The organism is Chloracidobacterium sp., assembly GCA_016711345.1.
In the GTDB taxonomy this organism is placed as follows: Bacteria; Acidobacteriota; Blastocatellia; order Pyrinomonadales; family Pyrinomonadaceae; genus OLB17.
In genome coordinates, this window is sequence record JADJTD010000001.1 from 3,252,313 (window position 1) to 3,265,570 (window position 13,258).

The 13,258-nt window shown below is 49.5% G+C and carries 13 protein-coding genes; 3 read left to right on the forward strand and 10 right to left on the reverse strand.

Annotation, left to right across the window (positions count from 1 at the left end; all coding sequences use genetic code 11):
* Positions 1-369 precede the first annotated feature (369 nt).
* From IPL32_13555 to IPL32_13570, 4 genes are read right to left on the reverse strand one after another with little or no spacing between them, the layout of a single operon-like run.
* On the reverse strand, positions 370-1,044 hold the full coding sequence (locus tag IPL32_13555) for a hypothetical protein (GenBank protein MBK8466850.1): 675 nt from the start codon (positions 1,042-1,044) through the stop codon (positions 370-372).
* Positions 1,041-3,506, reverse strand: coding sequence for a Smr/MutS family protein (locus tag IPL32_13560; protein ID MBK8466851.1), 2,466 nt, complete (start codon positions 3,504-3,506; stop codon positions 1,041-1,043). Before IPL32_13560 ends, IPL32_13555 begins: the two co-directional genes overlap by 4 nt.
* A 4-nt stretch (positions 3,507-3,510) precedes the next feature.
* A complete protein-coding gene (locus tag IPL32_13565) occupies positions 3,511-3,792 on the reverse strand; it encodes a DUF427 domain-containing protein (GenBank protein MBK8466852.1) in 282 nt (93 codons plus the stop codon).
* Positions 3,793-3,794: 2 nt separating this feature from the next.
* A complete protein-coding gene (locus tag IPL32_13570) occupies positions 3,795-4,184 on the reverse strand; it encodes a thiol-disulfide oxidoreductase DCC family protein (protein MBK8466853.1) in 390 nt (129 codons plus the stop codon).
* 63 nt (positions 4,185-4,247) lie between these two features.
* On the opposite strand from IPL32_13570, the gene ada reads away from it, so the two are divergent.
* Positions 4,248-5,288 carry a bifunctional DNA-binding transcriptional regulator/O6-methylguanine-DNA methyltransferase Ada gene (gene ada, locus IPL32_13575; protein MBK8466854.1) on the forward strand — a complete coding sequence of 347 codons (1,041 nt, stop codon included), beginning with the start codon at positions 4,248-4,250 and terminating at the stop codon, positions 5,286-5,288.
* A 1-nt stretch (position 5,289) separates the two neighbouring features.
* Here ada and msrB read toward each other — a convergent pair whose 3' ends face one another.
* Positions 5,290-5,736, reverse strand: coding sequence for a peptide-methionine (R)-S-oxide reductase MsrB (gene msrB / locus IPL32_13580; protein ID MBK8466855.1), 447 nt, complete (start codon positions 5,734-5,736; stop codon positions 5,290-5,292).
* Positions 5,737-5,779: 43 nt separating this feature from the next.
* A complete protein-coding gene (lpxD, locus tag IPL32_13585) occupies positions 5,780-6,799 on the reverse strand; it encodes a UDP-3-O-(3-hydroxymyristoyl)glucosamine N-acyltransferase (protein ID MBK8466856.1) in 1,020 nt (339 codons plus the stop codon).
* A gap of 137 nt (positions 6,800-6,936) precedes the next feature.
* Between lpxD and IPL32_13590 the strand changes: the two genes are divergently transcribed.
* Positions 6,937-7,539 carry a Uma2 family endonuclease gene (locus IPL32_13590; GenBank protein MBK8466857.1) on the forward strand — a complete coding sequence of 201 codons (603 nt, stop codon included), beginning with the start codon at positions 6,937-6,939 and terminating at the stop codon, positions 7,537-7,539.
* Here the strand turns inward: IPL32_13590 and priA are convergent, their stop codons facing one another.
* On the reverse strand, positions 7,540-9,801 hold the full coding sequence (gene priA, locus IPL32_13595; protein MBK8466858.1) for a primosomal protein N': 2,262 nt from the start codon (positions 9,799-9,801) through the stop codon (positions 7,540-7,542).
* Positions 9,802-9,964: 163 nt separating this feature from the next.
* On the opposite strand from priA, the gene IPL32_13600 reads away from it, so the two are divergent.
* A complete protein-coding gene (locus tag IPL32_13600) occupies positions 9,965-10,471 on the forward strand; it encodes a hypothetical protein (protein MBK8466859.1) in 507 nt (168 codons plus the stop codon).
* Positions 10,472-10,505: 34 nt separating this feature from the next.
* Here the strand turns inward: IPL32_13600 and IPL32_13605 are convergent, their stop codons facing one another.
* The 3 genes from IPL32_13605 to IPL32_13615 are packed head-to-tail and all read right to left on the reverse strand — an operon-like array spanning position 10,506 to position 13,193.
* Entirely contained in the window at positions 10,506-11,444 is a 939-nt protein-coding gene (locus tag IPL32_13605; GenBank protein MBK8466860.1) for an ABC transporter ATP-binding protein, read from the reverse strand.
* A gap of 4 nt (positions 11,445-11,448) precedes the next feature.
* Entirely contained in the window at positions 11,449-12,399 is a 951-nt protein-coding gene (locus IPL32_13610; protein MBK8466861.1) for a hypothetical protein, read from the reverse strand.
* Complete coding sequence (locus IPL32_13615) at positions 12,399-13,193, reverse strand: ABC transporter permease subunit (GenBank protein MBK8466862.1); 795 nt, start codon at positions 13,191-13,193, stop codon at positions 12,399-12,401. The genes IPL32_13610 and IPL32_13615 overlap by 1 nt, the downstream gene beginning before the upstream one ends.
* Positions 13,194-13,258 lie beyond the last annotated feature (65 nt).

A 13,258-nucleotide genomic window follows, 5' to 3' on the forward strand; every position in this document is an offset into this window, starting at 1 on the left:
GGCTAAGTGATTGAATCTCTTCATCTTAGCCCACTAATACGCAAAGTGTCCCACTGTCCCACCACTTTTTTATCCCACTTTGTCACACGTCTGTGGGAAATTCTAAATATTGTAAATACTTGGGTTGCGGCCATATTCGCCCATTTCCCACGAGTTTTAACAAAAATTGATCCACTTGGGGACGAGCAAAATTATGGCCATTATTCGAGCCATTCTCCCTGTAAAACTTATTAGTGCGACGGACACAAAACCCTGTGTTGCAACGATAGCACAGTATTGCATCATTATCAAGGCGCACGGTTTTTTGGTATTGGTTCAAAACCAGTACCGGTTTTTCAGATCGTTGATGAAGTGTCGGTTGTATTGCATTTACCTCTTCTTAACCGGGACGATCCAAAACTCGCTATACGGTGAATTCGCTTGCGTTCCAAAGAAAACGCGTAACTGTTTCCGAGGAACCCCATATTTTGCGGTAAGTGTTCTTATCCAATCCGCAGCAACCTCGTGTCGATATTTCCGTGAATACGGATAGATAACGATGTGGCCTCTTACATTTGGGTTCGATAGTATTAAGCGAGCGTAGGTCGAAAAAGGGAAATCCGGACAAGGATCTTCGTCTGCTTCGGTGCCGAAAATAAACGGTTTTGTAAGATCAAGCGTCTTCTTCTCGGGCCACCCTAAGACTTCGTTGATCGGAGCGGCTGCTCCTGGCGGTAAAAGAAAGAACGCACCTGCTTCCGATTCGGACTCCTCCCCGCGAATAATTCTGAGCCGGTCCACATCACTTTGACGACGTTGAAAGATGTTCTCTATAAACTTCCTTTGGCGTTCGGCTTTCCCTAGCAGACCTTTTTTAGGATAAATCACAATGAAAGCAGACGCATTAGGATTATTTCCCATCTGAACAAACAAATTGTCGATCCGAGAAAGTAAATCCCCACAAGTAACCATTCCAAACTCGTCCACCTTTACAGCTTGAGGTGAAACCTGACCAAAGCAAGAAGCCGCTAAAAACAAAACAACAATAGAGCCTAAATTCTTCATTGTTTCAACTCCGCAATTGTAGCGCCGTTGCCGCCTTGGTCGGATGGGGCGAAGCCAAACTTTTCGACGTGCGGGTGACCCTTTAAGAAATGGTGAACATAATTTTTTAATGCACCGGTGCCGAAGCCGTGGATAATGCGGACGCGGCGCACGGAGGACATGTAGGCTTCGTCGAAGAAGCGGTCGATCTCGTATTCGGCGTCGGCGGTGGTTTTGCCGATGAGGTTTAGTTCGGCGGGTGCGTCGCCTCCGTCGATGTTTATCGTTTGAGTTTTTGAACGAGAAGACACACTTCCTGCCGGTCGTGTTTCCGCCTCTGCGAGTTGAAGGTCAGCGATCTTTTCGCGGAGCCGCATGCCGCCGACGAGGACTTCGGCGACTTCTTTGTCGAGTTTTTCGACGGTGCCGATGTTGCCGAAAGACGTAATGACCTTGCTGCCAATCTGGATAATCGTAGATTGCGAATCGGCACGCTCGTTCACACTCGCGTTTCCGTCCGTCTGACCACGGATCACTGACCACTGACCACTTTTCTTGGTTCCGACTTTGGACATGACGGCACGGTTGAGCTCGGCTTTTCGCGACAGGCGTTCTTTGTCGAGTTTGTTTTTTAGGGCTTTGTCTTCGAGCGTCTGCATGAAGGCTTTTGACTGGCGGTCGAATTCGTCGATCGCATTGGCAAGCTCGCCTTCGAATTCCTTTTGGCGATCCTTTTCTTTTTTGACTGCTTCGATCTCAAGCCCTGCAAATTTCATCGCAACCGCTTCGCGTTCCTCTTCGAGAGCGATGCGGAGGTCGGTCGCGATCTTGGTTTCGGTTTGCAGTTTTTTAAGGTAATTTTCGGCTTCCTGAGCGGAAATGTCGAGGTTTTCACGCGCAATATCGATGACATTTTGATCAATGCCGAATCGCCGTGCGATCTCGATACCGGACGAAGCACCGGCGAGGCCGAGAAGCAATTTATATGTAGGCTGCAACGTTTTTTCGTCGAATTCGACCGAGGCGTTGATGATGCTTTCGTCATTCGCAGCGTACATTTTCAAGCCGCGATAATGCGTCGAGGCGATGACCTGAGCACCTTTTTGACGAAAATGATCGACGATCGCGACGCCGAGGGCAGAGCCTTCTTCAGGGTCAGTTCCGGTCCCTGCTTCGTCAAGCAAGACGAGCGACGGCGGCACACATTCCTCGATCATCCCGGCAATGTTCGACATGTGCGACGAGAAAGTCGAGAGATTTGCCGAGAGCGATTGGTGGTCGCCGATGTCGGCTAAGACCGAGCGGTAAAAGGGAATTTTAGCTTCAGTTGCCGGAACCGGCAGGCCGGAGATCGCCATCAATGACAGCAATCCCGCTGTTTTGAGCACGACCGTTTTGCCCCCTGCGTTTGCGCCGGAGATTATCATGACTGAGTTATTGCGGGTCAGCGAGAAAGAAGACGGCACTATGTCGGACGTTAAACCACCCGCTACCGCAGGTAGTTCTAACTTTGCGACTTTGCGGCTTTGCGCTGAAATACTTTTTAGATTTTCTTCAAGAAGCGGATGTCGTGCGTCGACTAGGTCGAGCATTTCGTCATCGTTGATCTCAGGTACGACAGCATTGAATTTACGGGCAAATTCTACCTTTGCTTTTATGAAATCGAGTTCGGCGACGGCATCGACCGCCATTTCGACCGCGGGAAGCTGTTCGCGAAGATCTTCCGTTAAAGCGAATAATATTCGGGCGACCTCGCGTTCTTCTTTGCCTTTTAGATTTTGCAGCTCGTTGTTCGCCTCGATGGCTTCGAGCGGTTCGACAAAAACCGTCGAACCGCTCGAAGAAAATCCGTGAGCCACACCGCTGACCTTGCCGCGAAAATCTGTCTTTACGGGAATGACAAAGCGGTCGTTTCTAACGGTCACGATTTCGTCCTGGATCGCGGTTCCCGCTTTCCGCATCGCGGATTCGAGCGATTTGGTCAGCCGACCTTTTTGCAAATTTATCTCACGCCGCAGCTTTGAGAGTTCGGGCGAGGCGGAATCGTCTATCTCGCCGCCGGGCAGCAGCTTTTTGTTGATCCGGTCGATCACTGCTAGCAGCGATGGCGGAATGTTTTCCACTATTTGCCATAGCGTCGGAGCGTCGTCTTTTGCCGGCTGCATTGACGAACGGACGAACAACGCCTGGCTGCAAACTCGGGCGACCTCAAGCATCAGATTCGGTTCGAGCGCGGCGTTTTGGATCCTGAGGATAGCGACAGCATCGGACGGATCTTCGAGTCCGCTGAACGACCACGTTACCTGATTTTCTTCGTTGAGAAAGATGGTCTCGATGATTGCCGCGAGAGCAGCATCGAGTTCACGCCGCGTCGCAAGCGGCCTAAGGAGCGCGAAACGATCTACGCCCATCGGTGTCTGGGCGTGGCGGCTGACAAGTTCAAGGAGCTTGGCATATTCCAATGTTTCGAGCGAATAACTCACAGTATTAATTTTCGACGACAACACATTTCCAAAATGCGACATAGCCTTCGATATTCTTGGCATCGTCCTTTGTCTCAGGGTAATACCACGCGGCGTCTTTGTTAGTGTCGCCGTTTACGGTGACATCATAGTAATTCGCCGTGCCCTTCCAGCCGCAAACAGTATGTGTTTCGGATGGCGAAAAATATTCCTGCTTGATCGATTCGGCGGGGAAATAATGATTGTTTTCTACCACTACTGTGTCATTGCTTTCGGCCAAAATTGTGCCGTTCCATATTGCCTTCATAATTATAAAAACCTCTCTCGTACTTCCGCTGTCGGGATCATGCAAACTTCCTTTTTTCCGAATAATCGGTAACGGTTATTGGCGAATGTCTTATAAAAAAAATCGCGAATTACTGTCGGAACTATAATAAATACATACGCAGCCGACATAATGCCGCCCAAGCCTTTCGCGATCCGCAAACCAGCGGTCGAGTGGGTAAAGGCATGATCATCTTCGATCAAGACGATCGAATCCACGTTTTCACCGATTCCATATTTCGCCCGCAATGCCTGTCCGATCTCAGATTGCAGTGGTGCAAATTTAAAACGCCCGGCTCGATCGTGACGAATAATAAAATTCACAGCATCGTTGCAAAAATTGCACACGCCGTCGAACAAAACGATCGAACTCATAAATAAAATTCTACAGCAATTTTCGGATAGATTTCAGTTGCGAGAGCGAATAAACTCAATAGCATGGAAAGAGAGATCTATTGGCGGGCTGTGCAGGCGAGAGATGCGAGGTTTGACGGGGCTTTCGTTTTTGGGGTTAAAACAACGGGCATTTTCTGTCGTCCATCGTGTTCGGCAAGGCCAGCGAAACGTGAAAATGTTGAGTTTTTTGATGGAATTAAAAGTGCGGAGTTGGACGGTTTTCGGGCGTGTCTTCGATGCAAGCCCAAACTGACAAACGCTGCCGATCCGCATATCGATATGGTGCTTCGGGCGTGTGAATTGATGGACAAGGACGATCAACTTTCGCTCGATGACCTAAGTAACGAACTAGACCTCAGCCCGTCGCATTTTCAGCGGACGTTCAAAGATATCGTTGGCATTTCTCCCAAAAAATACGGTGAAGCAAAGCGTCTGGAGCGATTCAAACACGAGATCAAGGATGGGAGCGATGTCATAACAGCAATGTATGAAGCTGGTTACGGGTCGAGCAGCAGGCTTTATGAAAAAGCGGCGGAAAACCTCGGCATGACGCCGGCAATTTATAAAAAAGGTGGAAAAGGAATGAACATCAACTACATAGTTACAGATTGTGAGCTAGGGAAGTTGCTGGTCGCGAGGACGCCACGCGGTATTTGTAGCGTGACGTTTGGCGACAGCGAGAGGGAATTAGCTGACGGATTAAGAAAGGAATTTCCCAACGCGGAGATTGCAGAGGACGCAGAGAATTTAAAGTCTTCGGTTGAGGAGATCCTGAAATATCTCGCTGGCAAAAACAAGCCGCTCATCTTGCCGCTCGACTTGCAGGCGACCGCGTTTCAGATGCAGGTGTGGGATTTTCTGAGAAAGATACCTTACGGCGATACACGATCTTACAGCGAGGTTGCTGAGGCTATTGGCGATAAGAAAAAAGTCCGTGCGGTGGCTCAGGCATGCGCCAGAAACCGTGTCGCCCTTGTCATTCCATGCCATCGAGTCATTGCAACCGATGGCAAGCTAAGCGGCTATCGCTGGGGCATCGAGCGAAAGAAAGAACTGCTTGCTCGGGAGGATGCATCTGGATAACTCAACTCTTTTGCGGGATTTCCTCGCCTTCTTTAAAGAATTCAAGTGACGCTGAATTTAGGCAATAACGTTGGCCGGTTGGCGGAGGGCCGTCGGGGAAGACGTGGCCTTGATGGCCGCCGCATCTTGCGCAGCGAATCTCGACGCGGCGCATGCCGTAACTGTTGTCTTCGATGTTTGTCAGGTGGTCTTTGTCGAAGGGTTTGTAGAACGAAGGCCAGCCCGTGCCTGAATGAAACTTGGCACTCGAACTGAACAGTGGCAGCCCGCACAAACGGCAGGCGTAAGTGCCGTCAATTTTATTGTCGAGCAACGTCCCGCAAAACGCCGGTTCGGTGCCGTGGTCCAGGAGAATCCGATATTCTTCTTCGTTGAGGTCCTGGGCGAGACGTTCTATGGCTTCGGCTGATAATGGTGTTATGTCGTAGCCTGATTCCGATGTTTCCATATGTAAAAAATTTTCACGCAAAGGAGCGAAGAACGCAAAGTGACTATTCGCCGAAAACTTGTTTTTCGACTTTCCTTAGACGCTGTGCCATTTCGCCTAGTTTGCGAAAAGCTGCGGTCGAGCGGAGCCAATCACGGTTTTCAAATGCCGGTATTCCCGACATTATTTTGCCCGGTTCGACATCGTGTGAAGTGGCGGATTTGGCTGTAAGCACAGCGTCGTCGCCTACTTTTAAATGACCGGCGATACCAACCTGGCCGGTCAAGATTACTCGTTTGCCAATGTGCGAACTTCCGGCGAGACCTGTTTGGGCACATATAAGTGCGTTCTCATCAATGGTGCAGGAATGTCCGATCTGGACTAGGTTATCGATCTTGGCTCCTCGTTTTATTCGCGTTTCGCCGACAGACGCGGAATCTATCGCCGTGTTGGCACCGATCTCGACATCGTCTTCGAGAATGACCCTGCCTGTTTGGGGTATTTTCAGCCAGTGTTTGTTTTCGTCTCTAGCGTATCCGAAGCCGTCCGAGCCGATCGTGGAATTATTTTGAACAATGCAGCGTTGCCCGATCTCACAGTTCTCTAGGATCGACACGCCGGAATGTATGATCGAGTCTTCGCCGATGGTGACGTTTGGATAGACCGTCACATTTGGCATGATCCGCACACCGTCAGCAATCACGCAGTCCGCACCGATTACCGCATTTGCGTGAATTTCGACATTATCTGCAACTTTTACAGTTTCGTCTATAACAGCCGTCGGATGAATAAAAGGTTTGAGATCCTTTGCCGGAAAGAACAAGTGCATCGCTCTGGTGTATGCCAGGTAAGAGTCTTTTGCTCGCAGCACCGCTATATCGTCGCGTGCAATGGCAACGCCGTCATTCAAAAAAATGGCAGAAGCCTTGGTTTCCTTGATGTGCGGCAGATATTTTGGGTTGGCGAGGAAAGTAATATCGCCGCTGCCCGCAAGGTCCAATCCTGCGGTTGAGGTGATCTCAAGGTCAGGCGAGCCCTGCTCTATAGTCGAGAAGGTTGCTGTGGCCAATTCGGCAAGTTTCATCAAAATTTCCTTGATACGCGCCCAGCGCGTGTGTCACACTATTTTTACAAACAAATTAGCCCACGCAAAGCCCGCAGTCTTTGTTATTGGTTTTCTATGGTCTCATTTGTTAAATCGATAGGAGCAAAAAATACATTATGACCCAGCCAACGTCAGACCCGACCGCCGGAAAGCAGCAAAGGACCTCACCAATACGACGAGAACTGATTAGAAATGAGTTCCTTGATGGGAGCATAGCTCCGAAGCAAGCTGCAAACCGCTGGCATAATATTATCGCGACCAATTTTATTGTCGCGATCGGCAGCCGTGTTCATCGCGGCACAAGCGAAGTCTACGGCGGCGATATGCCGGTTCGCTTAGGTACGAGTTCGATTTGTTTTCCTGACGTTGTTGTGGTCAGCGGAGAACCTGAATTTAGCGATGCAAGTGCCGAATTGCTTCTAAATCCGACTGTCGTTATTGAGATATCTTCGACAATGGCTAAATTCGGAGGACGTTCGCAAAAGCTTGAGGGCTTTCTCGCCATCCCGAAGATCAAGGAATGCCTGCTCGTCAATGAAAGCGAAATGCGCATCGAGCATTACGCCCGCCAAAACGCTAAGCAGTGGATCTATCGCATCTACGATGAACGTGAAGACGTGATCTCGCTCGAATCGATCAATTGCAAACTTTCACTTACCGAGGTCTATGCTCAGGTCAAGATGACTGATGCGGGAATGACTTCGAAGGCTGCTGGTTAATCACATTAAATTTACCGGATCTATCTCGACGTACACGAACCGCAGATCACAGCCGTTGTGTTCTGCGTCGGCGAGAGCGATGTCAAGAGTTTCTCTTAATGATCTGCGGCTGACAGCTTTGATTATTATTTGAAGGCGATATTCGTTTTTGAGACGAGACAGAGAAGCCGGAGCAGGGCCGAGGATGCGAGAGGTTTTTGCCGTATTTGCCGCATCGAGCGAACGCCGCAAGATATTAGCATTTTTTGATGCGTAGGCAAGGTCGCGGTGCTTTATCATGATCGATGCCAGCACAAAAAACGGCGGATATCCCAGACGTTCGCGGAATTTTATTTCCTGTTTATAGAATCCATCGTAATCCTGTTCTTTTGCGTGACGCAGAGCGTAATGTTCGGGATAATAAGTCTGAATCAGCACCTTGCCCGAACGAGTTCCTCTTCCGGAACGGCCCGCAACCTGAGTGATTAGCTGAAACGTTCGCTCGGCACTTCGCAAGTCCGGTAAGCCCAAACCAATATCTACCGAGATCACGCCTACGAGCGTTACATTTGGAAAATCGTGTCCTTTTGCAATCATTTGCGTGCCGACGAGCATATCAATGCCGCCCGCTGCGAATTTGAGCAGCACTTCGTCGATCTCGCCTTTGTGCGACATCGTGTCTCGGTCAACGCGGGCAATGCGCATTGCAGGGAATTTCTTTTCGAGTTGATCAGAAATGTTTTCAGTTCCTTCACCGACAAAATACAAAAATTCGCTCTGACAGTGCGTGCAAACCTCTGGCACTTTTTCACGATAGTTGCAGTAATGACAAATCAGTTTGTTGTCGCGTCGGTGAAAAGTGAGAGTAATGTCGCAATTTTTGCACTTCATCGTTTCACCGCACGTTCGGCACAAGACGAATTGCGAAAAGCCTCGTCGGTTGAGCAGAATGATGACTTGCTCACCTTTTTCATGCGTTGTTTTGATAGCCTCAAGCAGTTCCGGCGAGAGTGCGACATCTTTGCCCACGCGTTTGAAGACCTCGCGCATATCGATAAGTTGAGCATCCGCCAAGCCAAGATCGCCTATGCGTTCGGGCAATTGAAGATAGGTATATTTCCCGGTTTTGGCATTGTAGAAAGATTCCATCGCCGGAGTCGCTGAACCGAGAACGACAACCGCACCCGCAAAATGTGAACGCATTACCGCGACATCGCGAGCGTTATAAAAAGGCGACTCGTGCTGCCGATAGGACGCATCGTGTTCTTCATCGACGATCACGAGGCCGATGTTTTCAAGCGGGGCAAACACCGCCGAACGTGTGCCGATTGCTATGCGAGCATCGCCGCGTCGGATTCGCGTCCATTCGTCAAAGCGCTCGCCTTGCGACAAATTTGAATGCAATATCGCCACGTCCGAACCGAATACAGTTCGCAACCGCCTTGAAAAAACAGGCGTCAAAGCGATCTCCGGCACCAGCATCAATGCAGATCTTCCAGTTTCCAATGCGATCTGCATTGCGCGAATGTAAACCTCGGTTTTGCCGCTTCCAGTCACGCCGTGAAGAAGAAACGCTTTGAATTCACCATCTTTCTTTAGGGCCGTTGTTATATGATCCAGTGCCGTTTGTTGCTTGTCCGTCAGCGTAAAGTCTTCGCGGTCAGGAAATTCCGCTCCGGCCAAAGGGTCGCGTCTTACGTCCTGTACAAATACTTCGACCATCCCGCGTTTTGCAAGAGTATTTATCGGCGACGCTCCCACATCGGCTTGCTCGATAATTTCTGTAAACAACATCGTGCCGCCGTTTGACGAGAGCAGGTCGATGATCCATTCCTGCTGGTCGGTTTGCGGTTTGTCATCGTCAGGAACGGTCGATAAAAGCCGAACGGCCTTGCGGCGTTTTGAGCGCACTTTTTCGGAATTCAGGCCGGCAGGCAAAGCCGCTTTGAGCATTTCGCCCCAAAAGCTGGCGTAATAGTCCGCCGTCCATTGCGTGAGTTTAAGTATTTCGGGTGTAATGAGCGGTTCCTCGTCCATTACTTCGATGATATTTTTGATCTTGGATTCGTCGATCTCGACATCTGCGGGAAGCTCAACATGAAGTCCGACGGCGTAACCAACCAGATTTCGCCGTCCAAATGGCAACTTGAGCCGAGCACCGATCTTTATTACATCCTGCATCTCTTTCGGAACGCTGTATGTAAAAGCACGTCGAAGCGGAACCGGCAGAACAGCCTCTACAAATGTAGGCAGCGGTGAAGTTTTTGCCTTTGAAGTGGACATTTCGACAAAATGATACCGTATCGGGGAACATTTTGCCGAGATGTGTTGTCTAAGTTTGTAATTAGATCTACACGCGGAGACCGCTGAGTATGCGGATATATTTCTAAGATAAACAGCTTTTTCTCTGCGTTCTTTGCGGACTCTGCGTTAAACTTCTTAATAGATGGAAGATTTGTTCAAACCTGAGGAAAAAAAGGGCATTAATAAGGTATTTGTTGCGGCATTGTTGATCGGTGCAGTCGTGATCGGAACTGCGATCTGGGTTTTGTCGTTCAAGCCCTCGATAGAAGATCAGACTGCAAAGATCCTTGAAGGCACATTACGTGAAGGCTCGCCGGAATTTGCGGATCTCACAAAGGACATTATTATTTCCACCGACCCGAACACGATACAATCGCCGATGGCGACTGGAACGATCTCGATGTTTATCAACGGAAAGATACGCAACAAGGGCACGCGAACTTTGAATGCACTTGAGATCAACGTTAGTGTCGTCACTCAATTTGAAAAGGTCTTAAAGGAAAAACGCATTCTCGTTGTTCCCACGCAGGTTCCGCGACTCGAACCTGACCAAACTATTCCTGTTACGTTATCGCTCGACGGCTTTGCAAAAGACGACGACCGCGCTAATATCCGGTGGAAAGTGACTGCTATCAGGGTTGAGAAATAATTTAATGCAACCCTTGCTAACGAGCGGGCCTCTGCTACTGAGTTTGTTTTACAAATAATTCTTCAAGGGACTGTTTTACTGGTTGAATTGACGCGAGATGGCCGCCGGCTTGGCGGGTGATGTCGAGCACAGCGTCGATGTCTCTTTCGTCGAGGACATGTATGACTGCCCCGCTCGGCTTTGGAGCGAGTGTTGCACCGGAAATGAATTCGATCTTTTCGCGAATGGCATCGGCTGTGACATTTTGAACGCTGATCTCGAGAGCGCGAGATTGGCCGTCCGTAGCAAGGAGATCGTTGAGATTGCCGAACGCCGAAAGTTTGCCTCCGCGTAATATTGCGACCTCATCACACAGAGCTTCGATGTCGGATAGAATGTGCGTTGACATAAAAACGGTTGTGCCTTTATCGCGTAGGCCGGCAATGAGTTCGCGAACTTCGCGTCTTCCCACCGGATCGAGGCCGCTCATGGGTTCGTCCATAAAGACTATTTCAGGGTCGTTGATGAGCGATTGAGCGAGGCCGACGCGCTGCAGCATTCCTTTAGAATATTTACGAAGCTGTCTGCTGCGATCTTTCTCGGCGAGTCCGACCGCGTCCAAAAGGTGCTCACATTTGTCTTTGCGTTTTGCGGCATCGAAACCAAAAAGCTCGCCAAAATAATTCATTAGTTCGCGTGCGGTCAGGTAATCGTAAAAATAGGGATTCTCTGGACAATAGCCTATGCGCCGGTGCATCTGAACATCTGAGATGTCATGGCCGAGGATCTTTGCCGAACCTTCAGTAGGGAAGATCAGGCTCATGAGAGTTTTGATCGTCGTCGTTTTTCCTGCGCCGTTGCCGCCGAGAAAGCCGAAGATCTGGCCAGGCCGAACGTTCAGCGTCAGGTCATCGAGAGCACGCACACGCTTCTTTTTCCAGAAACCTGTTTCATAGTCCTTAGACAGATTTTTTATCTCAACGGCGTATTCCATATTATTAGCGTTGGGTCGTACGAGTATCCGGCAATCCGGTACGTTCTATATCGAGTGTTATGACGCAGCTATTTTTATCGAGAATGTAGGGTGCATCAGTCGGATCGACGAGTTGGTTTGCTTTGTTGATGCGAAAGTCTTTGCCCGACGGCAGTTTTATTGTCGCCAGCATTGGAAATATCTCAGCCAGATTGTTTGCACAGCGGCCAGATCTCTCTTTGAATTCTGCAAGGATGCGATCGACAGCGTCGCGTTCGTCGAAAGAGTCAATTTCCTTGAGCCTTCTTTCTGCGGTGATTCGCGTTTGTTCGTCTTCTGCTCCTTCGAGCATATGACGATAGATGGCCCGTGCCGTTTCGCGGCTGCCGCCTTTGGTTTTCATCGAAGCGGCCATTATCTTCATGAACGATGCGGCACCTTCGATCTGCGATCCTTTTTCGTAGATCTCGGAAGCTTTTTCATATTGGCCCAGACGCCAATATATGTAACCGAGATGCTGATAGAGACGCCATTCGTTTGGATTGTTCGCAATTCCTGTGGAAGCTAATTCCACGGCTTTTTCAGCGTCGATGGCGGGCATTATCATTGCTCCGAATGAATACGCTGCAATAAAATGCGGATCGACATCGGTCGCATTTTTGAGAAGCGGATACAGCAATCGCGGATTCAGATCGCGAAGGTCCTCGACATTGATAAAATCGGATTTAGACTTTGCCACCTTGTCGCCGATGTACTGCAGCGAACGCGTAAAATACATATCCGCGATCAGGCCTTCCATTCCAAAGGCAAAACCCTTGAGCTTTGATCCATTTATGGTGAGATCCGAATCTGCATAATCATCTGGCAATTGCGGACGGGCGTTCGTCGTGAGATCGCTTAGAAAAAACACGGCTGCAAAACCTGCGATGATGATCGCGGCGGGCAGCAGTATCTTTTGTAAAACGTTCGATCTCATTATTTGAAGTTGCGGCGTCTGAAAACAACGATGGTTATAGTCAGCAGGATAATGTCATAGACGACAGCGTAGAGTAATGCTCCGCCGAACATCGATGGCGGTGCGGCGATGCCGTTGGCGGTTTCGGTTATGTAACTGAAGTGAGCAAGGTTAGGCGCCAAATAATAAATGGCGTCGAAGACCACCTTCGCCGTTTGCGATCCAAGTGCCTGGGCGAGGTCACGCAGGCTTGCGCTGAAGTGGCCGATCACGAAGATGAAAAATGTGAGCAGAGCGGAGAGAGCAGGTGTGGAGAATGATGAGAACATTATCCCGACGGCTGTTAGTATGGTTAGTTCGAGAAATATCAGAAAGATCGCCGGCCAGATCGAGACCGCAAATTGCCGTCCGCCGACATAGAGCAGAGCGAGTGAGACGCCGATGCCCATCACGGCGACGTTTACGAACAGCGTTAGGCAGAGGCCGAGATATTTTCCGATGATAAATTCGCCGCGGCCTACTGGTTTTGAAAAGATCGCGTAGATGGTTCGTTTTTCGATCTCTTTCCAAACGAGGCTGACGCCGACGAAGATCGAGATGAACGTGCCGAAGATGAGAGTTGAACTAAGCCCGAGATTTACGATCACGCGTGCTTCTTGCCCGGCGGTCATTTCGCCGAGAAAGATCGCGCTCGCGGTGATGAGCAGGACGAACAGTATCAGATTGTAGAGGATGCGATCACGAACGGCCTCGCGAAACGCATTTTTCGCGATGGCGAAGATTCGGGGCAGGGTTCCTGTTCCTTCGTTGGACATCTTTTTTGTTTGATTGAATCGCAGCCCAAGACATTGCTCTGCGTCAAATTATTTTATCATAAAAA

What these genes read in the sequence shown, in the direction of transcription:
- IPL32_13555 (MBK8466850.1), bottom strand. Translation starts at nt 1,044, where the DNA reads ATGAAGAATTTAGGCTCTATTGTTGTTTTGTTTTTAGCGGCTTCTTGC.
- IPL32_13565 (MBK8466852.1), bottom strand. Translation starts at nt 3,792, where the DNA reads ATGAAGGCAATATGGAACGGCACAATTTTGGCCGAAAGCAATGACACA.
- IPL32_13570 (MBK8466853.1), bottom strand. Translation starts at nt 4,184, where the DNA reads ATGAGTTCGATCGTTTTGTTCGACGGCGTGTGCAATTTTTGCAACGAT.
- ada (MBK8466854.1), top strand. Translation starts at nt 4,248, where the DNA reads ATGGAAAGAGAGATCTATTGGCGGGCTGTGCAGGCGAGAGATGCGAGG.
- msrB (MBK8466855.1), bottom strand. Translation starts at nt 5,736, where the DNA reads ATGGAAACATCGGAATCAGGCTACGACATAACACCATTATCAGCCGAA.
- lpxD (MBK8466856.1), bottom strand. Translation starts at nt 6,799, where the DNA reads ATGAAACTTGCCGAATTGGCCACAGCAACCTTCTCGACTATAGAGCAG.
- IPL32_13590 (MBK8466857.1), top strand. Translation starts at nt 6,937, where the DNA reads ATGACCCAGCCAACGTCAGACCCGACCGCCGGAAAGCAGCAAAGGACC.
- priA (MBK8466858.1), bottom strand. Translation starts at nt 9,801, where the DNA reads ATGTCCACTTCAAAGGCAAAAACTTCACCGCTGCCTACATTTGTAGAG.
- IPL32_13600 (MBK8466859.1), top strand. Translation starts at nt 9,965, where the DNA reads ATGGAAGATTTGTTCAAACCTGAGGAAAAAAAGGGCATTAATAAGGTA.
- IPL32_13605 (MBK8466860.1), bottom strand. Translation starts at nt 11,444, where the DNA reads ATGGAATACGCCGTTGAGATAAAAAATCTGTCTAAGGACTATGAAACA.
- IPL32_13610 (MBK8466861.1), bottom strand. Translation starts at nt 12,399, where the DNA reads ATGAGATCGAACGTTTTACAAAAGATACTGCTGCCCGCCGCGATCATC.
- IPL32_13615 (MBK8466862.1), bottom strand. Translation starts at nt 13,193, where the DNA reads ATGTCCAACGAAGGAACAGGAACCCTGCCCCGAATCTTCGCCATCGCG.